The organism is Dendrosporobacter sp. 1207_IL3150 (genome assembly GCF_036763085.1).
In the GTDB taxonomy this organism is placed as follows: domain Bacteria; phylum Bacillota; class Negativicutes; order DSM-1736; family Dendrosporobacteraceae; genus JBAIYU01.
Map to the genome: position 1 here is coordinate 160,599 of NZ_JBAIYU010000030.1, position 25,952 is coordinate 186,550.

The 25,952-nt window shown below is 39.9% G+C and carries 22 protein-coding genes; 4 read left to right on the top strand and 18 right to left on the bottom strand.

Annotation, left to right across the window (positions count from 1 at the left end; all coding sequences use genetic code 11):
- Positions 1 to 3: 3 nt before the first annotated feature.
- From V6C17_RS13980 to zupT, 8 genes are all read right to left on the bottom strand, one after another.
- Positions 4 to 1,731: an ABC transporter ATP-binding protein gene (locus tag V6C17_RS13980; RefSeq protein WP_333523183.1), complete on the bottom strand. Its 1,728-nt coding sequence runs from the start codon at positions 1,729 to 1,731 to the stop codon at positions 4 to 6.
- Positions 1,732 to 1,769: 38 nt separating this feature from the next.
- Positions 1,770 to 2,450 (bottom strand): energy transducer TonB, encoded by a 681-nt coding sequence (locus V6C17_RS13985; RefSeq protein WP_333523184.1) that lies wholly within the window; start codon positions 2,448 to 2,450, stop codon positions 1,770 to 1,772.
- 3 nt (positions 2,451 to 2,453) lie between these two features.
- The gene (locus V6C17_RS13990; RefSeq protein WP_333523185.1) at positions 2,454 to 2,864 is read right to left on the bottom strand and encodes an ExbD/TolR family protein; all 411 of its coding nucleotides are present in this window, start codon (positions 2,862 to 2,864) and stop codon (positions 2,454 to 2,456) included.
- Positions 2,851 to 3,498 carry a MotA/TolQ/ExbB proton channel family protein gene (locus V6C17_RS13995; RefSeq protein ID WP_333523186.1) on the bottom strand — a complete coding sequence of 216 codons (648 nt, stop codon included), beginning with the start codon at positions 3,496 to 3,498 and terminating at the stop codon, positions 2,851 to 2,853. The genes V6C17_RS13990 and V6C17_RS13995 overlap by 14 nt, the downstream gene beginning before the upstream one ends.
- A 102-nt stretch (positions 3,499 to 3,600) precedes the next feature.
- Positions 3,601 to 5,553: a TonB-dependent receptor plug domain-containing protein gene (locus tag V6C17_RS14000; protein WP_333523187.1), complete on the bottom strand. Its 1,953-nt coding sequence runs from the start codon at positions 5,551 to 5,553 to the stop codon at positions 3,601 to 3,603.
- 443 nt (positions 5,554 to 5,996) lie between these two features.
- Positions 5,997 to 6,359, bottom strand: coding sequence for a GIY-YIG nuclease family protein (locus tag V6C17_RS14005; protein WP_333523188.1), 363 nt, complete (start codon positions 6,357 to 6,359; stop codon positions 5,997 to 5,999).
- A 26-nt stretch (positions 6,360 to 6,385) separates the two neighbouring features.
- Entirely contained in the window at positions 6,386 to 7,150 is a 765-nt protein-coding gene (locus tag V6C17_RS14010; RefSeq protein WP_333523189.1) for a DUF2087 domain-containing protein, read from the bottom strand.
- 240 nt (positions 7,151 to 7,390) lie between these two features.
- On the bottom strand, positions 7,391 to 8,185 hold the full coding sequence (gene zupT / locus V6C17_RS14015) for a zinc transporter ZupT (RefSeq protein WP_333523190.1): 795 nt from the start codon (positions 8,183 to 8,185) through the stop codon (positions 7,391 to 7,393).
- A gap of 225 nt (positions 8,186 to 8,410) precedes the next feature.
- On the opposite strand from zupT, the gene V6C17_RS14020 reads away from it, so the two are divergent.
- Positions 8,411 to 9,523: a hypothetical protein gene (locus V6C17_RS14020; protein WP_333523191.1), complete on the top strand. Its 1,113-nt coding sequence runs from the start codon at positions 8,411 to 8,413 to the stop codon at positions 9,521 to 9,523.
- A 292-nt stretch (positions 9,524 to 9,815) separates the two neighbouring features.
- Here the strand turns inward: V6C17_RS14020 and V6C17_RS14025 are convergent, their stop codons facing one another.
- The 9 genes from V6C17_RS14025 to V6C17_RS14065 all read right to left on the bottom strand — a co-directional run bounded on the left by V6C17_RS14025 (position 9,816) and on the right by V6C17_RS14065 (position 19,759).
- Positions 9,816 to 11,021, bottom strand: a complete 1,206-nt coding sequence (locus V6C17_RS14025) for a GGDEF domain-containing protein (RefSeq protein ID WP_333523192.1) — start codon at positions 11,019 to 11,021, stop codon at positions 9,816 to 9,818.
- A gap of 130 nt (positions 11,022 to 11,151) precedes the next feature.
- Positions 11,152 to 12,270 (bottom strand): amidohydrolase, encoded by a 1,119-nt coding sequence (locus V6C17_RS14030; protein WP_333523193.1) that lies wholly within the window; start codon positions 12,268 to 12,270, stop codon positions 11,152 to 11,154.
- A 26-nt stretch (positions 12,271 to 12,296) separates the two neighbouring features.
- Positions 12,297 to 13,244 carry a S66 peptidase family protein gene (locus V6C17_RS14035; protein ID WP_333523194.1) on the bottom strand — a complete coding sequence of 316 codons (948 nt, stop codon included), beginning with the start codon at positions 13,242 to 13,244 and terminating at the stop codon, positions 12,297 to 12,299.
- Positions 13,245 to 13,393: 149 nt separating this feature from the next.
- Complete coding sequence (locus tag V6C17_RS14040) at positions 13,394 to 14,989, bottom strand: peptide ABC transporter substrate-binding protein (protein WP_333523195.1); 1,596 nt, start codon at positions 14,987 to 14,989, stop codon at positions 13,394 to 13,396.
- A gap of 97 nt (positions 14,990 to 15,086) precedes the next feature.
- The gene (locus V6C17_RS14045) at positions 15,087 to 15,896 is read right to left on the bottom strand and encodes a serine hydrolase (RefSeq protein WP_333523196.1); all 810 of its coding nucleotides are present in this window, start codon (positions 15,894 to 15,896) and stop codon (positions 15,087 to 15,089) included.
- A gap of 39 nt (positions 15,897 to 15,935) precedes the next feature.
- Positions 15,936 to 16,901 (bottom strand): ABC transporter ATP-binding protein, encoded by a 966-nt coding sequence (locus V6C17_RS14050; RefSeq protein WP_333523197.1) that lies wholly within the window; start codon positions 16,899 to 16,901, stop codon positions 15,936 to 15,938.
- Entirely contained in the window at positions 16,898 to 17,902 is a 1,005-nt protein-coding gene (locus tag V6C17_RS14055) for an ABC transporter ATP-binding protein (RefSeq protein ID WP_333523198.1), read from the bottom strand. The genes V6C17_RS14050 and V6C17_RS14055 overlap by 4 nt, the downstream gene beginning before the upstream one ends.
- 12 nt (positions 17,903 to 17,914) lie before the next feature.
- Positions 17,915 to 18,823, bottom strand: coding sequence for an ABC transporter permease (locus tag V6C17_RS14060; RefSeq protein ID WP_333523199.1), 909 nt, complete (start codon positions 18,821 to 18,823; stop codon positions 17,915 to 17,917).
- A 3-nt stretch (positions 18,824 to 18,826) separates the two neighbouring features.
- Positions 18,827 to 19,759 (bottom strand): ABC transporter permease, encoded by a 933-nt coding sequence (locus tag V6C17_RS14065; RefSeq protein WP_333523200.1) that lies wholly within the window; start codon positions 19,757 to 19,759, stop codon positions 18,827 to 18,829.
- A gap of 525 nt (positions 19,760 to 20,284) precedes the next feature.
- Between V6C17_RS14065 and dcuS the strand changes: the two genes are divergently transcribed.
- The 3 genes from dcuS to V6C17_RS14080 all read left to right on the top strand — a co-directional run bounded on the left by dcuS (position 20,285) and on the right by V6C17_RS14080 (position 24,093).
- Complete coding sequence (gene dcuS, locus V6C17_RS14070) at positions 20,285 to 21,883, top strand: DcuS/MalK family sensor histidine kinase (RefSeq protein ID WP_333523201.1); 1,599 nt, start codon at positions 20,285 to 20,287, stop codon at positions 21,881 to 21,883.
- Positions 21,876 to 22,580: a response regulator gene (locus V6C17_RS14075; RefSeq protein ID WP_333523202.1), complete on the top strand. Its 705-nt coding sequence runs from the start codon at positions 21,876 to 21,878 to the stop codon at positions 22,578 to 22,580. Before dcuS ends, V6C17_RS14075 begins: the two co-directional genes overlap by 8 nt.
- 169 nt (positions 22,581 to 22,749) lie before the next feature.
- A complete protein-coding gene (locus V6C17_RS14080; RefSeq protein WP_333523203.1) occupies positions 22,750 to 24,093 on the top strand; it encodes an anaerobic C4-dicarboxylate transporter in 1,344 nt (447 codons plus the stop codon).
- Positions 24,094 to 24,190: 97 nt separating this feature from the next.
- Here the strand turns inward: V6C17_RS14080 and V6C17_RS14085 are convergent.
- Positions 24,191 to 25,952 (bottom strand): ankyrin repeat domain-containing protein (locus tag V6C17_RS14085; RefSeq protein WP_333523204.1); only part of this gene is annotated, 1,762 nt, incomplete at its 5' end.

Below are 25,952 nucleotides of genomic sequence, written 5' to 3' on the forward strand. Positions count from 1 at the left end.
AATTTATGCCGTTTGTGATGAACACAGACGAGCGTATAAACCGCCTGTAGCCAATAACTCTTCGTGACAGCCTTGTTCTACGATATTGGCATTATCTAAAACGATGATTTTATCGGCTTTGCGCACTGTAGAAAGGCGATGGGCAATAACAACTAGTGTCCGAGTGCCGGCAAGCTCTTGAATAGCCTGTTGAATTTTCCTTTCAGCCTCCAAATCCACTGATGCGGTAGCCTCATCCAAAATAAGAATAGGTGTATTACGAAGTAAGGCACGGGCTATTGCAATACGTTGTTTTTGCCCGCCAGACAGCAGTATGCCTCGTTCTCCTACCAGAGAATCATAACCATTAGGGAGTGTCGTGATAAAATCATGGATATAGGCCTTTTTTGCTGCCTGAATAGTTTCTTCTCTAGTTGCGCCCGGCTTGCTATAGGAAATATTTTCGGCAATAGTACCATTAAACAGAAAGATATCTTGTGAAACAACACTAAGTTGACTTCGCAGCGATGCTATAGAAATATCACGTATATCTACTCCGTCTAGCTTAATTTGACCTGACTTAGGGTCATAGAAGCGGGCAATAAGAGAAGTAATTGTGGTTTTACCCACACCTGTAGGGCCTACAAAAGCTACCATTTTTCCCGGAGAAATTTCGAAGGAAATATCATTGAGCACAGGCGAACCTTTTTCATAGCTGAATGAAACGTTTTCAAAAGATAAATGCCCTTTTGAATTTATAATATTTACAGCGTTAGCGTTATCTTTAATATCAGGATCAGAATCCAATAAAGCAAAAACGCGCTCAGCTCCAGCAGTTGCTTGAAGGAGGCTGTCAAAAGACGCAACAAGAGTTGCAAGAGGTTGATAGAAGAGGCTCAAATAGAGTAAGAAACGGACAATTTCGCCAACGCTCAGAGCACCTTCCAAACTCATAATTCCCCCGAAGCCTACAACGATGACCGTACCTAAAGATAAGATGCTTTCGACTGTGGGATGATAGATTCCGCCTAGCCATACTACATTCATTACGGCGTTCCGCCATTGGTAGGTCTGGTTTCTGAAAACGTTTGAAGCGGCCTTTTGGCGACCCAAAAGCTGAATCTCTTTTAAGCCTGACAAGTTATCTTGTAATACCGCGTTCATATTGCCTAAACAGTCCTGATGAACACTATACGCAGGGTAAATCCGCTTAGTATAATACCAGGTAAAAGCTGCCAGAAAGGGCAGAGGTATAAAGGTCAGCATTGCTAGCTTAAGATTGATAGTTAGCAATAATATTGCCACTCCAATGATTATGAGTATGCTGCTTAGAATATTTGGAATTGCATGAGCGATTAATAGTTCAAATTGAGCGGTATCGTTAATTACTTTGCTCATAAGATGGCCAGTTTGCTTATCGCTATAATAACGCAACGATAGCTTTTGCAGGTGGTCGTATACTTTGACCCTCATTTCGGCAACGATATTCCAAGCAGCATAATGAGCTAAGTAGTCACTAGCGAGCTTAAAAACTGCCCGAATTAAATAACTACCTAGCAGTAATAGTGCAATCTGCTGTATTTTTGGAACATCGAACTTGTTAAAGTTTCCAGTTAAAAGATCAATTAAATCACTAATAAGGCTAGGACCTATAAGATTAATTGCGGTGTATGCAATGATAGAGAGGGCTGCTCCAGCTAGCATCCAATAGTATTTTTTAGACTCGTAAATCAGCCGAATAATGCAGTTCATCTAACATCCCTCCTATGTATTGAAGTAGAAAAATAGTGCTACTTTAAGCGAAAAGATATTGGGAGCGAGGTATAGCAGACAATGGACCGTCCGCTGTCGAGCTCTTTGGCTGGCACAAAGCGCCACCGCTGAACAGCTTTAATGGCCGAATCATCTAGCGAATCATTCCCAGAAGTGCGCTGAACTGAGATATCACCAGGCCGACCGTTATCGAGAATTTCTACTCGGAGAATAACAGTGCCTTGCATTCCAGCTTGGCGAGCTGAAGCTGGATAGTCTGGCTCAATTTTAGTTAAAATACGGGGAGGGGCAAAGCCGCCGCTTTTACTGCCGCTGCCTGTGGCGGTATTAGTTGCACTGCCGGATGAAACTGGGGCAGAAGTGTTAATTACATCTCTGCTGCCGCTATTTACAGGGGGGAGTGCTGATACTAATGGGATAACATCTGAAGTTGTTACAGCGGGAGTAAGGCTTGCTGTTTGGGAATCAGGTATAATCTGCTGCTGAGGCTGAAAGTTTTCTGAGGTGTGGCTGGTTTCAGTGGGAGTGGATGCATTGTTTGAAGGAGTAGGCGATAAGTCTAGCTCTATATATTGTTCAATCACTGGCGGCGCAGCAAATAATTGCGTTGCCAGCGAGCTGATAATTATAACGGCAAAAAGATGGAATATAAGTGAGAAGACAATAGCTTTTCTCCACTTTCCTTTAAAGCTCAGCATATGCTACCTCGCTTTCAATTCACTAGCTAAAGCTATCCGATGGGCTCCGGCAAGTTTTATTTCATCTAATGCGGCAATTACCTTTTCATAGTTTATTTGCTTATCTGCTCTAAGGGTGAATACTGTATCAGGCTGTGCAGCCATTGCAACACTAACCCGTTTTGCGAGCAGTGGCAGAGATATTTCTTCCTGATCAAACATGATACGTCCGTCCTGCAGAATAGTCACATTGACACTAAGTGGCTTATCTTGCTGGACTGCTGCAGCTTGCGGCAAGTTAACGGGAATAGTATGCTGTTCTACCATATATAACGTACTCATCATAAAAAACACCAGCAGAAAAAAGACTATATCAATCATCGGGATAATCATTAATTGCGGCTGGCTTTCAACTCTCAAGCTACGCAATTTCATGGTTTTCCCTCCGGAGTGCTCGTTTTTGAGATAGCGAGTTTATTATAAGGCCGCTTACTTGCTCGATATCAGTAATTAGGCTGTCTAAGCGATGTGAGAAATAAGAGTGAACAATCAGTGCCATAGCTGCAACACCCAATCCGGCTGCTGTAGCTACCAAGGCTTCGCCAACCCCGCCGGTAATCGCCATTGGCTGTCCAGACTGAATATTAAATATACTAAATGAGCCAATCATACCAATTACTGTACCTAGCAACCCGAAAAGAGGGGCAAGAGTAACAATGGTGCTAAGATAATTTAGATACTCGCGCATCCTAGCTGCAGCTAGTGAAGCAGTTGTGGTTAACGAATTTTCAATATTTCCGCCATGCTGATAAGTCTGCAAACCTTTAGCAGCCAATTGTCCGATAACAGCCGGAGTCTGCTCACACAGTTGAATAGCTTCTGCGATGCGCTGACGTTCCAGCAGCGGCTGAAGACGATTAATAAAAGAATGGGGATTTATAATCATGCTGCGGTAATAGTTAAATCTTTCCACAGCTATAGTAACTACGGCCAGCGAACATAGCAGTAGTAAATACATGACTGGGCCGCCTTTGTGAAACATACCTAAAGATTGTGATAAAAAATCCATATTTAAATACCTCCGTATTATTGATGTTAATCTGTTTGACGATATCAATATATATAAAGTGGGGAAAGGAGATTGTCTGTTGGCAATCTCCTTAGTTTTATATTAGATTTTGTGCTGAACTCCAAGGTAGAAGCTGCGCGCAGGCATTGGATAGGCACCAGGTACTCCCCATTGACCTGGGCTAATTGATTCATAAGCTTCATTGGTCAAGTTAAACCCTTTAAAGTAAACATTTGTTTCAGGGCTAATTTTATAATTTACTGCCATATCCAAGGTGAGATATGATTCGTTGGTAAATCTGCTAAGATTTCGACCAGTTGCACTGCGAAGTGTTAAGCTGCTATCCCATTTATCCTGCTCAAATTGTACATTTAGACGATAACCATTAGGTTGGCTGTTGTCTGGGTCGTTAATATAAGAGGCAGCGGAATTTGTTTTGTTTTGAACTTTAACATAACTATATCCAGCTGATACGCTCCATAATTGTGATAGTTGACGTGAGAGGCTAATGTCGAGACCTTTGCGCTTTTCATTGTCGACATTTATATATTTGGTATAGCTGGTACCTGGTCCAGGACCATCCCAATCTTGGAACTTCCAATTAATAGCGTCTTTTATATCACTTTGATAGACATTAGCCTGCAGTATTGTATCATTAGCAAGTTTAGTGTTAATGCCTAGGGTTATTGTTTCACCGTTTTCTGGGCGAAGGTCAGGATTGCCTTTCCACCATATTGTGTTACTAAATAATTGTGCAATTGTTGGGTTTTTAACATATTGCCCCCAAGATGCATAAATGTTTGTTGTTGAGTTGATTTCACGATTTGCAGTAAGGCGCGAAGTGAATTTTCCACCGGCAACACTATGGTCATCATAGCGGGTGCCTACTGAAACTGTCCAGTTGCTTGGGAGCTGCCAACGATCTTCAAGGAAAAAGGCAGTTGTGGTAAAATCTTTGTCGATTGAGTCCTCATCATTTAGCGCTTCATTACGCCAGTCGGCGCCGCCAACAAGGGTATGCTTATCGTTTAACTTCCAATTTTGCTGCCAATCTATTCCTGTTGCCGAAAGGTCATAGGTATAAGGGGATACACCATCAGATTTAAATAGCGAACCGCCATAAGCTATAGAATCAGACTGATTATGATAAACACGCACTGTATTATCGATTCCTTTGTCTTTTCCCCATTGATATGCTAGTCCGAAATTCTTATGGTTAGTTATAGTATAAGCGCCAGGGTAATGGCTGGTGCCATCTGGATTAACATAAGCTCCAAAGCCGGAATTGTCCTCTGTGTTTTCTAATTGTAATGAAATTGAACGACCGTCTGTTAAATCTTTGTCAAGGCGCAGTGTTAAAAGCTGTTGGTCTTGTTGAGTATCAGCAAAGGTTTTGGTTTGGCCAGTTTTTGAATCTTTATATTCAAAGCTGTCGCGCTTTTTCTTTTCTGCAGTTATTTGATATCCGATATCTTTTGTCTTACCTTCAGTTGTCAGACTGTAACGCTGAGAACCCCAAGCTCCGAACTCTGTTCCAACAGTAGTTTGAGTTTTATCAGCTTTACGAGTAATGATATTTATTACCCCACCAACGGCATCACTGCCATATAAGGAGGAAGCTGGACCACGGACAATCTCGATTCGTTCAATATTATTTACAGATACTTGATCTAGATTTACTCCAGCGTGGTCATTACCGCTAATAATAAGGTGCTCCCAGTGCATTCTGCGGCCGTCTACTAATACTAGAACCCGGTCATCTCCATTTAGAATTGGCACAGAAGAATTGGCTGTTTTTTCAATAGTTACATTACTCTTTTTTAAAATATCGGGCACACTGTTAAAATTGCCTTTTTCAATTTCTGCTCTATTGATTACTGTAACGTTGGCTGCAATTTCGGTGCGTTTCATGGGGATGCGGTTAGCTGTAATTATGTATTCATCTAAAGAATATTCCGGCTGGACTGACTCCTCAGCCCAAGCTGCTTGTGATGCGCCTAGCACTATTGCACTCGTTAATAGAGAACATAAGAGTTGTTTGTTCTTCTTATTCACTAAAGATCTCCTCCAAATATATCATCTTGTGGTAATAATCAACCGACTGACGACAGTCGATGAGTAAGTTTTGTGTTGCATGAATTTGATAAGCGATAAAATAATATCGCTTATCAAATTGAACCAAACATAATTGACTGACGACAGTCAATTAGTGATATAAATGACAATGAAAACTATTATCAACTAGATTATAGCTACAGTCTTTAAATAGGTCAATACTTTTTTTACTACTTTTGAAAAACTATATGATTAAAAAGATTTTATTTACAAGAACAAATTAAAGATGGCTAAAAGGTATTTAAAATAAAAGTACCTTTGTATTATGAATTTTAATATGCTAGAAACGTTAGTAATTTTAACTTGCAAGATTAGTAGTACAATTGTAATACTATGAAAACAAAACGCATGACCTAGTGTTTTTCTAAGTCATGCGTTTTGTTTTATTTTTCAGCTTTCTCTTTATTATAGCCAAGCTCACCGTATGGTTTTAGTTTCTTAAGCCACTTTTCCTCTAGCTCATTAACCTTATTACGCCAATCGTCCGGTGTAATATCCTGGTATTTAAGTGTTTCAAGTATCTCAAAAGTAAATGCTTCTGGGCCAAGTAAATTATAATCAGCTTGGAAGGCTTTGTTAGAGTGACCGCCCATTTTAAGCTGAAAATCAATGCTGTTCTTCTTACCGGGAAGATTCATGCTGCTGCCTACTAAAATTTTTCCGTTAATATTATTTTTGTACAGGTAAACACCCATCGGCTGTGGATTTTGCTTATATGCTAATTTAAGTTCTTTACGTCTGTCCATTTTGATCAATTCCTTTCATTATTTGGTTAAAGCTTAACCCAATAGGCGCTGCCATCAGGATTTCTATCCATAAATCCATATTCTATTAAGTGACGACGAAGTATTACATAATCATTGTAAAATTTCTTTAAGATATCATTTGTTTCTTTTTCAGTATACTTTTTATTGATATCGAAAGATTTAATGATGTGCTTTAATATAGTAACTCGTTTTTTTTCTTTTAGTGGATAATTATGGATAGGTCCGTTTTGTCCTTGAGTGAAATAAGCAGCTAGAATATTTTCCGATTCCTGCTCTGTGATGGCAAAGCGATCATCGACTTGTTTCGAATTACGTGGTATTTCAATAAAGGTGTCTTTCTTAGGAACTTGTTCTCCGAACAGCTCCATTACCGCTAAAAAAATTTTAGCTTGCTTTTGTTTTTCTCTAAGAGAAAAGCGATGGTTTCGAATTGTCGACGTACTACCCACGTTGAGGGTCTTGGCTATCTCATTGTCACTGTGTCCTTCGTAAAAAAGTTCAAGAATAGTCTTTTGGTGGTCAGTGAGTCCGGTTAATTTTTTATCTAGATTGATTAAGACATGGAAGACTGAACGATGTTTTTTTGCTATATGAACCTGAATATATTTTTTTGCCTCATACAGTTGATCATCGTCACAATAAATTATTCCATTTGTTAATTTTTTGCCGCATATTAAACAAATGAACTCATCAGACTCTTTGCAAAAAGAGTAGCCTTTTTTTATATCTTCCAATGTGGACTGCCAAAACAGTTCTGATATATCATTCACTACAAACACCTCTATTCAATATCTATTGGGTACATAGATATTATATTCAAAAATCTAGACAATAATCAAGTGTAATTTTTGGATATGTCTATCATGACAATAGATAATATCGAAAATGTTTATTTTAAGGGGTTAGCCAGGTCGGCAGTTGATTAGCGAATCAGCCGACTCTGGCAGATCTGAGTTCCAACAACTGTTTATAGCAAAAAAAATCCTATGGGCTGCAGCCCATAGGATTTTTTAAAATAAGAGCAAGCTGATCGCCATAACCAGCATACCAATAACCAAGCCTAACATTTCAGTGTGTCCATTACCTGACTCCCGAGCCATTGGAAGTAATTCGTCTAAAGAAATATAAACCATTATACCGGCAACAACAGAGAATGTAATTGCCATTAATTCATCGCTAATAAATGTTCGTAGTAATAAATATCCTGCCACAGCACCGATAGGTTCGGCCAATCCCGACAAGAGAGCATAGCCAAAAGCTTTTGTCGAATTTCCTAATGCGTGGCAAAGTGGTAAGGCGATTGCCATGCCTTCAGGAATATTATGAATTGCTATGGCAATTGCTAAAGACACACCTAATTTTGGATCTTCCATTGTACCAATAAAAGTCGCTAAGCCTTCCGGGAAATTATGTAATGCTATTGCGAATGCAGTAAAATAGCCCATCCGGCTTAAGCTATTAGAAGAAGTACCTGTCTGGCAGGTGCTTTTTGCATCCAACTCGTGATAGCTTAACTTATCTGGGACTAACTTATCTAGAAGCATCGATAAAGCAATTCCGCCGAAAAATCCTGCTATGGCTGTCCATTTGCCGGCATCGCCAAGGTGATTAACTAAAGTATGTTGTGCCTGCGGCATTAGCTCCATAAAAGAAACATAAATCATAACACCTGCAGAAAAGCCTAAGCCTACTGAAAGTATTTTGGTGTTCTTACGATCTAGAACTAAGGCTAAAGCTCCGCCTAATCCTGTAGACAAGCCGGCTAAAAGAGTCAAGGAAAAAGCTAAGATTATATTTCCTTCCATAAAATCTCCTCTTACCTAAGTATCAAATAGTAAGTATTATTAATTACTATTCTATTTAACTGCAAACAGACCTTCTTTTTATGCTAAGAAACTGAATTGTTTGCAGTGAAAGCTAAAGATATGCCAAAAATCCTATTGTGAGTCTTGTGGGTTTATTGTTAACATGTAAATATAGATTCGTTAAGGTTTAAATTTAATAGTGTTTACAGAAATGAGGCGATATTGATGGTGTATTTAAAGAATAAAAAAATATGGGGTGTTTTATTGGTGAGCTTAGGCTTAATAACTGGAATAGGGGCTTTTGAACAAGCCGAAGAACCCAAAAACGGAACCCAGCAAATGAATATTGGAGCTGCTAAAACTGTAGCTGCTAAAAGCCCTGCGGTTAGGTTAGAACAATATAATGGGAATTTTTTCACGATTAATAAGCCTTCAGGATGGAACATCACCACAGCTGGGGTTGGTCCGACACTGGCTGTATGGATGAAAGATCCACAGGAACCAGCAAGGCAAGCATTTTTCTTTGGCGCAGTTGGACCGTTCTATCTTAGTCATCAGCAGAAAGCAATTGATCAAAATTACATGGCAAGTGGTGGTTATCCTATTCAATGGGTTGACATGCCTGTTGTTGCCCCACAAACGGCAAGCAACTTCTTAACAAAATGGAATAGTGTAGCTAACAGCAGGATTGCGCAGGGATTTATGGCAGAGCGTCCAATCTTTAAAGATTTAACAATTATTTCAACACAGCCAATACCGAACCAGTTCGGCGGAAGCAGTGAGCTGATTAGGGCTATTTTTGTTCAGAACGGCAAAACTGTCGAGGGCTTATTCACAGCAACAATCTATCAGAACGTGCCGTTTATGAACGGTCCTGGTGGCCATCAAGGCTATGCACTAATGTTTTCAGGAGTGACCGCACCAAAGAATGAATTTAGCGACATACAGCCGATATTAGTCAGTTCGCTTGGGAGCTTTAATTTAAGTGAGCAGTATGTTCAAAGCTACATTTCTTCAAGTAGAGAAGCTTTTGCAGGAGTAATGAGAGCAGGGCAAACTTTGCGTGAAACATCTGATATTATAACAAAAGGTTGGAATCAACGCCAAAAGATTCATGATATTCTTTCTGAAAAACGCAGTGATGCTACGCTCGGCAAAGAAAGAGTATATGATCCAGCGACGGGACAAGTTTACGAATTTCCGAATGGATGGTATCAGAAATATGATATTAACCGCAACAAGTACAACAAACCAGGGCTGCAGCCCATACCTGATAACGATCATATAACCTGGACTTCCCCAACCCAAAATGGGCCAAGCCAAGTATACATACAGTAGTTCTTGATGCCTAGGAGTATTTGTGAAAAACACTAAGCTTAATTTGTTGTTATACACCTTTGGCATCTTTATGTCGGCCCCGCTCACATTGTTAGTGCTATATGGTTTTGGAACTATGATTTCTGCTATTGCAAATTAGCTTTTGGTCCTGTAATCATTTCGGCATTTATTTTTGTTGTATTATTAGATTTAAAGATTGCTAGACGGTTTATAGCAGAAAAATAGCCAAGAGGAGTTGATAATTCATATCAGCTCCTCTTGGCTATTTTCCTAACAGAAATTAAGTAAATTATTAGTTGCCATCAAATATCCTATAGGCATTCTTAGTTATTTTAGCCTCATACATTGCAATATCAGCCTTTTTAAGCAGTTCATCTAAACTAATTCCATGCTTAGGATATAATGCAATTCCCATACTAGCTGTAGGATACAGTGTTAATTCATTAATTTTAATGGGAGCAAAAACGGCCTTAATGAAATTACTTAAAACATGGCTAATAGTGTTTTCATCAACATCGCTAATGAATAATGCAAACTCGTCGCCACCAAACCGTGCGCCGCATAGCTTTTCATGTGAAATAGCTTTAATTCTAGTGCCAATGAAGGTTAAAAATTCATCACCAGTGGTATGGCCATAAGAGTCATTAATTAGTTTGAAATTATCCATATCGAAAAATACTACTGCACCCTTTTTATTATTAAGCCAAGCAGAGGTTAATTCTCTGCTTAATGTACTCTGGAAGGCATATCTGTTTGCAAGGCCAGTAAGGCTATCTTCATAGGCGAGCTGTTTTATCCTAAGATTTTTCGATGCCAGTAAAGCATTTTTCTCAGCTAGTTCGCCAACTTTGGAAAGCAGCAGCTTTTCACTTGAAAGAATATTTCTAAATGCTATCCAGATGATGCAGAAAAAAACGGCTACAGCTGTAATGGTAAATAATATAATATTTTGTTTTGACTTTTGCGCTATATCAGAGACATTTATAGTCTGCTGAGCAACGTCATTTTGGTGATATTCCACAATCATTTTCATTCCATTATTTAGACGCTCTAGATAAAGTAGGCTTTTGGATATATTGTTTTTATTTTTAATGATATCACCATTTGCATCGGCAGTGATAGTCTCTAAGACGATAAGTTTATAATCGTACCAGTTTTTGTATACGTAATTATATAATGCTAATTTATCCTGTTCTTCCTCAAAAATAAAAAAGGAGTTGCCATCAATGGTTCTTATCTGATCTTGTAATTGTCTGGCCAGATATTGCTTCTTCTCACTAGTATCTGCTTCAATAAATTTCCAAAGTAATAATGGAACTTTATTAATTTCAGCTTGGATGTCAATAACTTCGCGAGCATGATTTATATGTTGTTCACGGACATGTGTAATAGTGTTTTCTATTATGGTAAGTTCGCGGTTAAAGAAGCTGTGTGAATATAGGATAATGCCAAGAATGCTGCAAAAAAGAATGAATAACAAGGATTTGTTGGATTTCAAAAAAAAGCCCCCTAAAAAGCAAAGCTAATATAACGAAAAGAGCCATAAGTCTAAAATGGCTCTTTTCGTTATTGGGTAAGTATATACCTGCTTTTAATATGGAAAAATATGAGACTAATCATAAGGTGGATTAGAGAAGGTCAATTGCTGTCATTGCCATAGCTTTAGCACCTACTAAAATTCTTTCTTGAGCATAGTTGGAGCCGGCAGCTAGGGCGAATTCTGGGGTATGAGCTGATATATTACAGCCTATTGAGATGTCAGGATGAATAGTTGGTGCAGCATGGCTGACGTTTCCAACATCTGTTGAACCATCAGCATCCGCTGGATCGAGGATAGTAACTGACTCACCTAGTAAGATCATGTTCTTATGGAATAAGTCCATAAGCTTTTTATCATTAATTAATTCTTTAAATAGAGGCTCATAATGAAAGGCTGTGACTCTTGTGCCTGTTGCTAGCGCCACTCCGTCTGCTAACTTTCTAACTGCGGGAATCACCGTATTTTCTAAGTAACTTGAGGATAAAGCTCGGATAGTAAGTTTAGCCTCGGCTTCATCTGGCACGATGTTAGGAGCAGTACCGCCTTTTGTTATGATACCAGTAAGGATAGTTTCTTGTGTAAAAGTTTGACGCAGAGACTTTATTCCACTATAAAACATGACCAATGCATCTAAGGCATTGATTCCTTTATCGGTCTTACTGGCAACATGAGCAGGTCGACCGTGAAAGGTAACTTGCAGGGGGTGAGTAGCATAGGCTGTTCCACCCAGATTATTATTATCTGAAGGATGAACGATCATTGCGGCGGATAAGCCGTCGAATATACCATCTGAGGCCATTGCAGTCTTAGCTCCAGTCGTTTCTTCAGCTGGACAACCTATCAAATACGCACAAGCCTGATTACCTGCTGCAGCTGAAAAAGCAACTGCCGCCCCCAAGCTCATAGCAGCAATTAAATTATGACCGCAGGCATGGCCAAGTTTAGGCAATGCATCGTATTCGGCCAGAAATGCGATTTTAGGGCCAGTGGTTCCCTTGCTCGCTATAAAGGCAGTTTCATACCCGCTTATATTTTGTTTAATTGAAAAGCCATGCTGATTTACTGATTCAATTAGTCTTTGAGCAGCCTTGTACTCCTGTTCACCTAGTTCGGGATTTTTATGTAGAAATAAGCTTATTGCTTTTAGCTCGTCGGCTAAGATATCCACTGTCTCTATCACTTTATTCTTTAAAGCTTGTTTATCCATAATTGCCTCCAACTTTAAAAATTGCTTTATTCTATAGTTGCTGATTCGGTAATTACTAGTCCGTCCGCTAAATCTCCGAGGTTAGCCGTTAGCCCAAACGGTATTGTTGCTTTATCGGCAGTATGGCCGAAGTATAAATTATAAAGAAGTGGTTTATTAAGTTTTGCTAGACGATCACGTAGTACCTCTTCGACAGAGAAGTCTGGGGAATCATCATCTTTTTCACAGTCAGCACAAACGGCAAATACAATCCCTGCACAATCGTCAAATTTCCCGGCTAACAATAACTGAGAAAGCATCCGATCAATACGATAAGGTGCTTCACCGACTTCTTCGATACATAATATTTTACCGCGCGTATCAATTTCATAGGGTGTTCCCAACGTAGCAGCAATGAGACTTAGATTTCCGCCTGTTAAAATGCCATGAGCAGAACCTGGCACAATAAAAATGGGATCTTGAGTGCCCGGTGGATTAATTATCTGACCAAGCGGTGTGGTATCAGTTATTGCACGTAAGAAGCAGTCTGATGTGTAGTCAGATGGATTTTTTCCAAAATCAGACGCAGCCATGGGGCCGTGAAAAGTGACAAGGCCCGTACGTTGTACTATGCTCAGATGCAGAGCTGTAATATCACTATAACCTACAAAGACCTTGGGATTATTTTTAATAATATCAAAATTTACAGATTCTAGTATGCGCATACTTCCATAGCCGCCGCGCAAGCAGATAATACCGTCAATATCAGGTGACGCAAACATATTATTTATGTCGGCAGCCCTTATATCGTCTGCTCCGGAAAGGTAGCCAAAAGTTTGCCCTACTGATTGGCCCAGCCGTACGCGAAAACCTTTTTCCTCTAGCCAGGTGGTTCCTGCTGTAACATGCTCCTCAGCACCGGGACTGGCAGGTGATATTATGCCAATAGTATCGCCTGACTTCAGTCTTCGAGGCTTGATTTGAGAGATAGTCATATGTCTCCCCCTTTATAAAACGATGGCTGGCTAAATATTAGTAATATTAAGACACTAATACCTCAGCCAGCCTCCTTTATCCAAATTTTCATCTTTGATGCACACTAAAAAAGTTATGATTTTAATAAGAAATACAGTACAGATACAAGTTATTTTTCGATAAATGCAGTTTTAAAGTCAGCAAGACCAAGTACTGACCAGAAATAACCCTTAACATAAGGTTTAACAACAAATGGTTGGGTAGTGTAATATATCGGCATTATAACGGCATCATCAAATAAGATTGTTTCGGCATCATGCATTGCTTTCATCCTAACCGACTGTTCAGTTGTAGTTTGAGCCTGCTCTATTAAACGATTATAGTTTTGATTAACGTACTTAGCGTCATTGTTTGCGTCCTTAAATACGTCCATAAAGGTCATTGGATCTGCATAGTCACCAACCCAAGAAGCCCTAGCGATCTGAAAATCACCTTGAGCACGTGTTTCTAAAAATACCTTAGATTCTTGGTTTGTCAATGAAGCAACTACTCCTAAATTTTGCTTCCACATTTCTTGGACTGCCTCAGCGATTGACTTATGCATCTCACCATTATTGTACATTATGGCGACCGGCGGCAGTCCTTTTCCTTCGGGATATCCAGCCTCAGCAAGCAGCTTTTTGGCCAGTATTGCGTCCTCGACAGCGAAGTTTCCGCCTTCTTCGCGGAAATCCTTTCCTGTAGCGCTGTTTGTTAATCCTGGTGCTACCCAGGCATAAGCCGGTTTCTTCCCGCCTTTAATAACATTTTTAACCAGAAGCTCGCGGTTGATGGCAAGTGTAAAGGCCTTACGAACTTTTGGATTATCGAAAGGAGCCTTTTGAGTATTGAAGACATAGTAATATACGCCCAGATATGGTGAGACTTTAAGCAGACCATTTTGACTAAGTCGGTCATGCTCAACGACAGGAGGCTCAACCATCATATCGACCTGACTATTTTCTATTAAGGCAAGTCTTGTGGTTTGGGAATCACTAATCGGCCACTCCATTTTATTGAGTTTTACTGCCGCCGCATCCCAGTATTGATCGTTCTTTGCAAATTCAATTTTACCGCTGTGCACCCAATTAGTAATTTTAAATGGTCCATTGCCAACAAGCGTTTGAACATTGGCTGCCCAGTTATCAGGATTTGCAGATACAATCTTTTGGTTAACAGGGTAAAAGGAGTGAAATGCTACTAAGCTTAGGAAGTAAGCTGTTGGCTTTTCCAATATTACTTCTAAAGTTGTTTCATTTATTGCTTTAATACCTAGTTGGTCTGCTGCTAGTTTCTTTTCATTGTATGCTTGGGCATTTTTAATTGGGAATAGCATATAGGCATTTTCAGAAGCAAGTTCAGGACTTAAGGCCCGTTTCCAAGCAAAGACAAAATCTTGTGCAGTGATTGGTTCACCGTTAGACCATTTAGCATTTGGCCGCAAATAAAACACATATTTCAAACCGTCAGGGGTAATTTCCCATTTCTCGGCCACACCGGGGATAGGCTGATCTTTAGCATCCAGCCTTGTTAAACCCTCGAAAATCTGCAGTTCAACAAGTGATTCTGGAATAGCGGTAGATTTAGCTGGATCTAATGAAGACGGCTCAGCCTCTAAAGCATAGCGCAATACTTGACCCGTATTGGAACTTTTACCGCAGCCAGAAACTAAGGTTGCAAGCATTAAAACAATAAGTATTGCCGCAAAAACTTTTCTACAAGTCATTTATTTGGTCCCTCACTTTTACTTGTTTTTATTATACGATAAGAAGTATAATATTTTCTTACATGCATAAGGAAATAAGTATCGACTTCCGCTGTCGCTAAGGCTTGGCGCAAGCCGTGTTTTCTTTATCAAAAGCAAAATGTTCATAAATGGTTTTCCCAATTTCAGCAACTAACAGAAGTCCTTCATAGTTGGCTGTGAGATTGCCGGTAAAAACAGAAATTATATATGCACCGTACGGCAGAAACAGAATTCCGCCGTCATGCTCAAATCCTGGCAATGTTCCAGTTTTATTTGCGATTATAGTATCTTCAGGCAAATAAAAAGGGAGCTTGTCCCGAACCTGCTGACGGATGAGAATATCAAGCATTTGCTCACAGTAGCTTACTGGCAGCAAATCTTTTTGAAAGATAATATTAAGAATTAAACTAATATCAGCGGCTGTGGTAAAATTTTCGCGGCCAGACTTAGCAGCATCGAAGTCCATCATACGTCGCTGGAGCAAGGTCGACTTTAGACCAAGGCTTTTAATAGTACTGTTTATATTATCCATTCCAGCGTAATCAATTAACATATTTGTCGCTGTATTATCGCTAAGGATAATCATAAGCGTTACTAGTTCCAACACCGTCATTTTGATATTGGGCCGCAGTTCTTTTAATATCCCAGCACCGTCAACAATTACTTCTTCGGAGACAGTAAGTTCATCTTCGAGTGATATATTTCCAAATGCTGCCTGACGCATTATCTCATACATTATTGGTATTTTAATCATACTGGCTGCTGGAAATTGGTTTTCTGGATTTATTGCTAGTTTTTCACCAGTTTGTAAATTAATTATAACAATGCCCCTATGACAGACGTGATCTTCTAATAGTTTGTCGATTTTTTTTCGTAAAAGGTCCATATTTGAATTTCCTTTCAATATACAAAAAGGTTGATAGAATTAAGTAGTTAAATGGCAGGCAGCGAGGTGTCCTGCGCCAATATCACTAAGCAGCGGCTCTTGATCAGCGCATATAGGCTTAGCATAAGCGCAGCGAGTATAGAAGCGGCAGCCGGATGGAGGGTTAATCGGACTGGGGACATCCCCAATCAGTTTTGTTTTCTGGTTCATTGCTGTTTTAGCCGGATCCGGAATAGGGATGGCAGACAACAGTGCCTTAGTATATGGATGCTGAGGATTAGTATATAGCTCATTAGCAGGTGCTAGCTCTACAATTTTACCAAGATACATTACTGCTACTCGATTACTTATGTGTTTTACCATTGCTAAATCGTGAGCAATAAAAAGATAGGTAAGTCCAAGTTCTTGCTGTAGAGTTTCAAGTAAATTTACTATCTGGGCCTGAATTGAAACATCTAAAGCTGAGATTGGTTCATCACAAATAATTAGGCTAGGGTTTACAGCTAAGGCACGAGCTATACCAATTCTCTGACGTTGACCCCCGCTAAATTCGTGAGGAAAGCGGTTTGAGTACTTCTTATTCAAACCGACCAACTCTAAAAGTTCACAAATGCGTTCTGTTCGTTCGTGACCAGAGGTGAGTTTATGTATATCTAAAGGTTCACCGATAATATCACTAACTGTCATGCGGGGATTTAGTGATGCGTAGGGATCCTGAAAGATCATTTGCATGTTACGGCATAGATTTTTGTCCGCATGAGTAATAATATTTTTACCATTAAATAAAATGTTACCAGCGGTTGGTTTATAAAGCTGAATAATTGTCCTGCCGGTAGTGGATTTGCCGCAGCCGCTTTCACCTACAAGCCCAAGTGTTTCACCTTTTGCTATCGAAAAGCTGATGTCATCAACTGCTTTTAGGTAAGAAGTAGTACGGCCGAAAATATCCGTTCCAGCTGGAAAATACTTTTTTAGATTTTGTACATTCAGAAGAGGTTGCTTCATATAACTGCCTCCCGTACTGTTTTGGGAGCATTAGGATGCTGCAGCCAGCAGCTTACACTGTGGTCGTTGCTTACGAAAGTAGTATCAGGAAAATACTGAGAGCATATTTGCATTGCGTGAGTACAGCGGGGGTGAAAGGAGCAGCCTGTAGGAAGGTTCAGTAGGTCAGGCGGTTGGCCGCCGATTGACTCAAGACGCTTTTTGTTAGACAAATCAAGGCGAGGTATTGATTTTAAAAGTCCCCAGGTATATGGATGTTGCGGGTTATGATAAATGTCCATCGCCGTTCCAACTTCAATGATTTTTCCGGCATACATAACAATTACCCTGCTGCATAACTCAGCAACAGCACCAAGATCATGGGATATGAAAACTATTGATGTATTAAATTTTGTTTGTAGGTTTTTCATTAGTTCCAGAATCTGAGCCTGTATTGTAACATCAAGCGCAGTCGTTGGCTCATCGGCAATTAAAAGACGCGGATTGCAGGCAATTGCGATGGCAATCATAGCACGCTGCCTCATACCGCCGCTAAATTGGTGAGGATAGTCGTTTATACGTCGTTCTGGCAAGGGAATGCCGACTAACTGTAAAAGTTCTACTGCTTTAGTGTTGGCCTGTTGTTTATTAAGTTTTTGGTGCAGTTGCAGTAACTCTGCAATCTGGGTACCTATTGTAAGTACAGGATTTAGTGAAGTCATGGGATCTTGAAAGATCATGCTGATTGCATTGCCGCGGACTTTTTCCAGCTCCTGTTCTGATTTCTTCAATAGATCAGTTCCTTCAAAGATGATCTGACCGCTGCTATATTTGGCTGGAGGAGTTGGGAGCAGCTGCATTATAGAGTTAGCTGTTACACTTTTTCCACACCCTGACTCACCAACAATAGCGACAGCTTCCCCGGGAAATATTTGAAAACTAACTTCATCTACTGCTCTTGCTACACCATTAAGCGTATCGAAGGAAACAGATAAATCTATTACATTTAATAATGGCTTCATGGATTGGCCTCCTTAACGCCGTACTCGGGGATCTAGTGCATCTCTTAGTCCATCACCTAGGAAGTTGAAGGCGAGCATAGTCACACTAATTGCTAGGGCTGGAAAAAATAGCTGAAAAGGATACGAACGAAGGCTAGTAACGCCTTCTGAAGCCAATACACCCCAGCTGGCCATGGGGGCCGCAACACCTAGTCCGATAAAGCTAAGAAAAGCTTCGGCAAATATTGCCTCGGGGATGGCAAGAGTCATTGTTATAATAATTGGCCCCATGCTATTAGGGAGAAGATGGCGAAAGAGAATTCTCCAATTACTAGCGCCTAGTGTTCTTGCCGCTAAAACATATTCTTGTTCCTTAAGGCTTAAAATTTGACCGCGGACAATTCTCGCCATACCTAACCAGTAGGCGATACCTAAAGCTATAAAAATATTAGTCAGTCCAGGCTTTAAAACAACCATTAGCAATATTACATAAAGTAAAACTGGTATACCATATAAGATATCTATGATATTCATCATAATCCTGTCAGTACGACCGCCAAAGAAGCCGGCTATACCACCGTATATAACACCTATTGTTAGATTAAGTAAGCTGGCAACAATTCCGATGGCTAAAGAAATTCGAGCACCGTAGAGCACTCGGATAAACAAATCACGGCCAAGATTATCGGTTCCAAACCAATGATCACTACTAGGCGGCCGATTGGCTTGCATGAGGTTTTGATCGGAATATGATATGGGTGACAGCCAAGGACCAACAATGGCTATAATTACAATAATTATTATGGTGAACAAGCCAAGCATAGCAAGCTTATTTTGTTTCAGTCTGTGCCACGGGCTTGGACTAATGCTTGCCATAGACATTCCCATGACATCTGTTGTATTGTTTTTTAGTGGTTCAAAAGAATTAGGCTGTATATCCATTAGCTAACCCCCTTGCCTTTTATCGAGTTTTATGCGGGGATCTAAAAATGGATAAATTAGATCAACTAACAAATTCAGGCAGATTACAAGAGTACTATAAAAAACTGTTACACCCAAAATAACAGTATAGTCACGATTATATATACTAGTGACAAAATGCCTTCCAAGTCCCGGAATCGCAAAAATAGTCTCAATAATAAAGCTGCCTGTTAAGATTCCGGCTGTCATGGGGCCAATATAAGTTATTACAGGAATCAACGCATTTTTTAGTGCGTGCCTATATAAGATTACTGTCTGCGAAAGTCCTTTAGCGCGTGCTGTTTTTATGTAGTCTTGAGCAAGAACTTCAAGCATACTGGAACGTGTTAGCCGAGCAATGAAGGCGGTAGGATGAGCGGCTAATGCTAGAGCAGGTAAGATCATATACTCAATACCATCCCACATTGCTGCCGGCAATAAGCCAAACTTAATAGCAAATACATATATAAGGATAGTAGCAATAACAAAACTTGGCACTGATACTCCAAGTGTTGTTATAAACATAGTTGCATAATCTTGCCATTTGTTTTGGCGCAGTGCCGCAATAGCACCTGCTGGAATACCAAGCAGAACTGCGATGAAAATACTTACCAGTCCTAATTGCAAAGATACCGGAAAGCTCTCGGCTATGATGTCATTGACAGTACGGCCAGCATATTTGAAAGAGGGGCCTAAATCAAAACGAATTAAATTTAGAAGATAATCAGTATACTGTTTCCATAATGGATCATTCAGCCGGTACCGTTCTTCGATGTTTTTCAAGACAGCGGCAGATATGTTTTTTTCACCGGTAAAAGGTCCTCCTGGAATGGCATGCATTAAGAGAAAAGTAATAGTTATAATCGCCAGTAAGACAATAAAAGAGTTAAAAATCCGACTTAGAGTATAGCGAATCAATTTTATAGCACCTCTTTCAAGAGCGGTAAAGAGGTATACTTGCTGTATACCTCTTTACAAATTCGGTTTACTGCTGTTCCCAATATATTGTTAGGCAAGTAAGATATAGCTAATAACTATATCTTAGAGAAATTTACAAAATAATAAAGACAGCTTTAAAAGTATCTCAATAATAACGGTGAATATTCTATAAAAAAAGGACAAAGTCCTCCTATAAATGAACTTATTGCATAATCTGCATAATCGTTCTTCAGGGGTTTAAGTATGAGTATCCTTATTTAAGTTTTTAGAGTCCTTAAATATTCCCGGAAATAGAGCAGAGTAAAACTTCGGAGGGATAAGTCATTGTATTTACTTAGCGCAGCAAAGGGGGTGTGATAGAATAGAAGTACACTGCCACTCGCGGCGAGAATTAGCGCACAAATTTTATTATCGAGAAGGCTTTAGTGAATCGCCAAAGTATTTTATTAAAAAGCTGTGATATAGATGTTGATATATTTACTGTGAATGAAAGGTGGAACAGTATTGAAAATAAAACTCAAGCTGCAGTCTAAGATAATAGGGCTTGTCTGCAGCGTGGTAGCGGTGGTACTGATTGTGACCAGTTTGCTTATTTCTCACAGTATAGCTGCTGAGGTTAAGGATAGCTTAGGCCGGCAGGCGTTAAGTGTAGCCAGAATTATGGCGCGGTCACCTGTCATCATTGAAGGATTAACAGGGAAACGGGAAGCTAGTGAGATACAACAATATGCTAATGAGAATAGAAAGCTGGCAAATGTTCAATTTATAGTCGTTCTTGATATGAACGCAATTCGTAAATCACATCCAAATCCGAGAATGGTTGGAGAATTTTTGGTTGGCGGTGACGAAGCAGGGGCATTAGCTGGTAAGGAGTATTTGTCTGAAGCTACTGGAACACTTGGACACTCTTTTAGAGCTTTTACACCAGTATATGGTCCTGATGGCAATCAGGTTGGCGTAGTATTGGTTGGTATTTTGATGGATTATGTTAAAGATGCAGTCAATCAAGCCCAAATGAGCTTGATTGTAGCAATGTTGGTTGGTATGCTTTTAGGGATTCTAGGGGCAATTATTCTAGCCAAAGATATTAAGAAAACATTATTTGGTCTCGAGCCGGAAGTAATAGCCAAACAGCTTGAAGAACGCAGCGTAATGCTGCACTCTGTCCGTGAAGCTATCATTGCCATTGATAGTCAGGGAACTATAACACTGCTTAATGATGAGGGGAAACGGTTATTGCGCATGAGCGGCATACATGCTGAACCACTTGGGCGCCCAGTGAATGAGTTTGTTCCCAAATCACGCCTTATTGAGATAGTACGTACCGGTGAAATTGAAATAAATTTAGAACAGGAGATATTTGGAGTATCTGTTTTAGCAAATCAGGCGCCGCTAATAGTTAATGGAGAAATAGTTGGGGCTATTGCCACTTTCAGGGATAAAACTGAAGTAAAGCAGCTAGCTGAGGAATTAACTGGCGTTAGGGATTATGTTGACGCTTTGCGTTCACAGGCGCATGAGTTTATGAATAAGCTCCATGTTATTCTAGGTTTAGTCCAACTTGAGAATTATGATTTATTATCGTCATATATTCGTAAAATAGCCTCAGAACATCAGGCCGAGGTTACTTATGTAGGTCGCAAAATTCACAACTCTGTTTTGGCCGGCTTTGTGCTTAGCAAGCTTAGTTTAGCAAGAGAAAGAAATATTGAGATGAATTTATCTGAAGACAGTTACTTACCTGAAGCAGCAACAGAAGAAATCACGCATAAGCTAGTTACAATAATAGGAAATTTAATTGAAAACGCATTCGATGCTGTAGCTGGCAGGGCAAGACGAGAAGTAAGTCTATTATTAAGCTATTATGACGGTTATCTTACTATTGAAGTATCTGATACAGGGGCAGGTGTTCCGCAAGAGTTAGAGGAAAATATCTTTGATTTAGGAGTTTCAACTAAACCAGGGGAACGCGGGATTGGGCTACATTTGGTTAAACGAAATTTAGATAGTTTAGGTGGACAGATCGAATATAATAGAGTAGGTGAAGAAACAAATTTCAAGGTTACTTTACCATATGAAAGTATAGGTGATTATAATGATTAAGGTGCTAATCGTTGAAGACGATCCGATGGTAGCTGAGTTAAACCGACGTTATATGGAAAAGATAGAAGGCTTTATGCTAAAAGCTATTGTAAATAATGGAACCGATGCTTTAGCTTATTTGAATGACAACCATGTTGACTTAGTGCTTTTAGATGTTTTCATGCCAGGTATGAACGGTCTGGAATTGTTATCGGCAATTAGGCGGCAACAGCTTGGAACTGATGTTATTCTTGTAACAGCTGCTAGGGATAAGAAATCTATTCAGCAGGCATTGCGGCAAGGGGCTAGTGACTATTTAATCAAACCTTTTGAGTTTGATAGATTTCTTACTGCTTTAACTGACTATAAACACCGACGAGAATTTATTGAAAATCAGACAGATTTTAACCAAATGGATTTAGATGATCAAGTGCTGTTTAAACAATTAGGCGGTTCAGAAAAAAATGAACTGCCTAAAGGATTGGATCGACATACTATGAAACGAGTCTGGGAATACATCGCTGCTGCAAAAGGTGAATTCACAGCTGAGGAAATGGCTGGACTAGTAGGAATATCACAAGTATCAATGCGTAAATATTTGAAACACCTAGAAGTTGAAGGCTTACTCAGCGTAAAAATAAACTATGGATCAGTAGGCCGACCAACGTCAAAATATCAATGTATAGCAAATAAAAACATACCAGCCTATATTCGCTGATTAGAAAATATATACCTATTTCCTTGATTAAATTAAGGGAATAGGTATTTTTTTTAGTTACAAAAATATTTATTAATTTATTTTAAATTACGGTAAAGTAACGAATATTCTATAATTAGTACAGCATTAATATTTTTTAATATGAGAAAGGTGAAAGGAGAATTTATTTATGCTTACTATGCAGATTATAGTAATTTTAGGGTGCTTGCTTTTAGGTACTCGCTATGGCGGTATGGGACTCGGTCTAATAGGCGGTATTGGGTTATTTATACTTACCTTTGTTTTCGGCGTTGAACCTGGTAAGCCTCCAGTTGATGTTATGTTGACAATTTTGGCGGTAATTGCTTGTGCGTCAGTACTGCAAACTGCAGGGGGATTAAATGTTATGATGCGGTTTGCAGAGCGCCTGCTGCGCCGTCATCCGGAGCACATAACTATATTAGCCCCTGTAACGACTTGGGCTTTAACTTTTTTATGCGGTACTGGTCATGTAGTTTATACAATGTTCCCTATTATTTATGACATTGCAATTAAAAAGGGTATTCGTCCAGAGCGTCCAATGGCTGTCGCATCTGTGGCATCACAGATGGGTATTGGGGCTTCGCCTGTGTCGGTATCAGTTGTATCAATGGTATCGATATTAGCTCAAGCTCATGGAGTTGGCAAAGCTATTGGTATTCTTCAGTTATTATCCATTTCTATTCCAGCAACCTTAGCCGGCGTTTTGGTGGCAGCTCTTTGGAGTATGCGCCGAGGTAAAGATCTTGATAAAGATGAGGAGTTTCAGGCTAAGCTTAAAGATCCAGAACAAAAAGCCGATATATACGGCGGTTCGGATTCGCTGCTTGACAAAGTATTTCCTAAAGAATCTTATTGGGCAACCTGGATTTTCTTCGCTGCTATTTTAGGAGTTGTTATTTTCGGTGCCTTTCCTCAATTGCTTCCAGCCTTTGGAGCGCCTGGCAAGTTAAAACCGCTTTCTATGAATCTAGTTATTCAGATGTTAATGTTGGTAGCAGGTTCACTAATATTAATTACTTGCAAAGTAAATCCACGAGAAATTTCTAATGGACCAGTTTTCAAAGCTGGTATGGTAGCAATTGTCTCAGTATTTGGTGTTGCCTGGATGGCTGATTCTTTCTTCCATGCTCACTTTACACTATTAAAAAACACCTTAGCAGGCGTAGTGGCAAGCAAACCTTGGCTTTATGCGGTTGTATTATTTATAATCTCCAAATTAGTAAACAGCCAAGCTGCTGCTATTACTGCAATTGCGCCAATGGGTGTCAGTCTTGGTGTTGACCCTAAAATGATGGTTGCTTTCTTCCCAGCAGCTTACGGTTATTTCATCCTTCCTACTTACCCAAGTGATCTAGCGTGTATCGGTTTCGACCGTTCAGGGACTACCCGTATCGGAAAGTTCATTATAAATCACAGCTTCCTTTTACCGGGTTTAATAGGAGTAGCTACAGGATGTCTGGTAGGTTACCTTTTGGTAAATATTTTACTTTAATCACCGGATAATTGATATTTATTTTAGCTATAAAGTATTAAAGACCTAGCGGAATGCCGCTAGGTCTTTTGCTTATGCGCTTCGAAATGTGTACGTATTAACGAAGATGTACACTTTTGATCTTAATGTCATCAGGTAATGAACTAGGATTACCTGTTTTAAGCCACTCTGTTGGGATTGTAGTTAGAGAAATTTCTAATTCATAAGATAGTCCGTCAGCTATAACATAGAGAGTCTCGTTGATTTGTTTTATTTCACTGAAAGAGCCGCCTCTTCTTAGTTCACCTAAGGTGGAATTAACTCCGATGCCGCTTTCTGTTCTAAACCTTGCATCATATACGGCAATTCCATCAATGATGTGTTGTTGGCCTTGATTGCGAATGCTAATACTCCCGACTAATGGCAGATTATTCTTTCCGTTTGCATAGACCTTTACAATGGGATGTGCTCGGCCGTTAAAGTCATCATTTGAGAAAGTAACATTGCTTTTATCATAATATTTATATAGGCTTTCGACTGTTTTCCCAATCTCCATGTAACCAGCTTTTTTACTTGATAAAGTATATGCAGGCTCACTAATTTTTGGCTGATCTTGTGATTGGGTATTAGTGTCTGTCGGGTTAGCGAGTAACTGAGCGGGGGATACTTCACTTTGTCCAAGTGCCTGCAGGATTTGGGGATCCTTTTTTTCTTGTGCAAGTGAAAGTGATGTATTCCCTTTGATATCTTTGGTGTTAAGATCAGCACCGGCTTGCAGTAAGAGTTTAACTGCATCCGTGTGGTTATATCTTACTGCTTTCATAAGTGCAGTTTGCTCATCACGGTCTTTGGCATTGACAGCTGCGCCTTGCCTGATTAATAAATCAATAACTTCTACTCTGCCAAAACTTGCAGCTGCCATAAGGGGTGTGAATCCATCGCTTTTTCTATAAGAATTAGGAGACATTCCTGAATTCAGAAATAGGTTAACTATCTCAGTATTACCTCGACCGGCATATTTTACGAATTCATCTGGGGAATACTTAATACCCCTTTCGGCCAGTTTTCTTTCAGGTGCAGCTACGACGATGGGTGAAGCCGGTACTGCTGATTTACCAAAGTTTGCACCGAACCCAATAAGTATGGGCAACAAAATACAACATAGTAATATAGCCAGTCTGCTGGTTAGCTTGCGTCCCTTAGCAGTACCTATAGTCGTAACAGGATTTTGTTTTAATGCTGGTATTTTATTAAATAGATTTAAAAAGGCCAATTTTGGTGCTGTAATAGCACCTGTGATAGCAGCGGCAGCTTTTCTTAGATTGTTTCCTAGGCTCCATTTAGAGGTAGGTGCACTTGTTAGGTTATCAGGTTCATTAGTAGAGGGTGGGGGCACCACGGTAGTAGATTGTCCAGATTCTTCCGTAGTGGTTGCTGCTGCTTCAAGCGATGAATCGCTAGCCTGCTGTTCAGTATCTATAGATGCAAGTAGTGCTGCAACTTCTTCAGGTGTCATAACGGCATCAGGAGTTGCTTGCTGCTCAGGGGCGTCAGCAGCTGGAGCCTGTTCTTCTTGCCCAACGTTCATAGAAGCAAGCAAAGCTTCAATATCATCAGGTGACATCATAGCGTCAGGGGCTGCAACAATAGAAGGGGTCTGTTCTTCTTGCCCAGCGTTCATAGAAGTAAGGAGAGCTTCAATATCATCAGGTGACATCATAGCGTCAGGTGATGATTGCGGTTTAGGGTCAGTCTGCTCAGGGGCGTCAGCAGCTGGAGCCTGTTCTTCTTGCCCAACGTTCATAGAAGCAAGCAAAGCTTCAATATCATCAGGTGACATCATAGCGTCAGGGGCTGCAACAATAGAAGGGGTCTGTTCT

Coding starts and splice junctions, on each gene's coding strand:
- V6C17_RS13980 (WP_333523183.1), bottom strand. CDS start 1,731: ATGAACTGCATTATTCGGCTGATTTACGAGTCTAAAAAATACTATTGG.
- V6C17_RS13985 (WP_333523184.1), bottom strand. CDS start 2,450: ATGCTGAGCTTTAAAGGAAAGTGGAGAAAAGCTATTGTCTTCTCACTT.
- V6C17_RS13990 (WP_333523185.1), bottom strand. CDS start 2,864: ATGAAATTGCGTAGCTTGAGAGTTGAAAGCCAGCCGCAATTAATGATT.
- V6C17_RS13995 (WP_333523186.1), bottom strand. CDS start 3,498: ATGGATTTTTTATCACAATCTTTAGGTATGTTTCACAAAGGCGGCCCA.
- V6C17_RS14005 (WP_333523188.1), bottom strand. CDS start 6,359: ATGGACAGACGTAAAGAACTTAAATTAGCATATAAGCAAAATCCACAG.
- zupT (WP_333523190.1), bottom strand. CDS start 8,185: ATGGAAGGAAATATAATCTTAGCTTTTTCCTTGACTCTTTTAGCCGGC.
- V6C17_RS14020 (WP_333523191.1), top strand. CDS start 8,411: ATGGTGTATTTAAAGAATAAAAAAATATGGGGTGTTTTATTGGTGAGC.
- V6C17_RS14030 (WP_333523193.1), bottom strand. CDS start 12,270: ATGGATAAACAAGCTTTAAAGAATAAAGTGATAGAGACAGTGGATATC.
- V6C17_RS14035 (WP_333523194.1), bottom strand. CDS start 13,244: ATGACTATCTCTCAAATCAAGCCTCGAAGACTGAAGTCAGGCGATACT.
- V6C17_RS14040 (WP_333523195.1), bottom strand. CDS start 14,989: ATGACTTGTAGAAAAGTTTTTGCGGCAATACTTATTGTTTTAATGCTT.
- V6C17_RS14045 (WP_333523196.1), bottom strand. CDS start 15,896: ATGGACCTTTTACGAAAAAAAATCGACAAACTATTAGAAGATCACGTC.
- V6C17_RS14050 (WP_333523197.1), bottom strand. CDS start 16,901: ATGAAGCAACCTCTTCTGAATGTACAAAATCTAAAAAAGTATTTTCCA.
- V6C17_RS14055 (WP_333523198.1), bottom strand. CDS start 17,902: ATGAAGCCATTATTAAATGTAATAGATTTATCTGTTTCCTTCGATACG.
- V6C17_RS14060 (WP_333523199.1), bottom strand. CDS start 18,823: ATGGATATACAGCCTAATTCTTTTGAACCACTAAAAAACAATACAACA.
- V6C17_RS14075 (WP_333523202.1), top strand. CDS start 21,876: ATGATTAAGGTGCTAATCGTTGAAGACGATCCGATGGTAGCTGAGTTA.
- V6C17_RS14080 (WP_333523203.1), top strand. CDS start 22,750: ATGCTTACTATGCAGATTATAGTAATTTTAGGGTGCTTGCTTTTAGGT.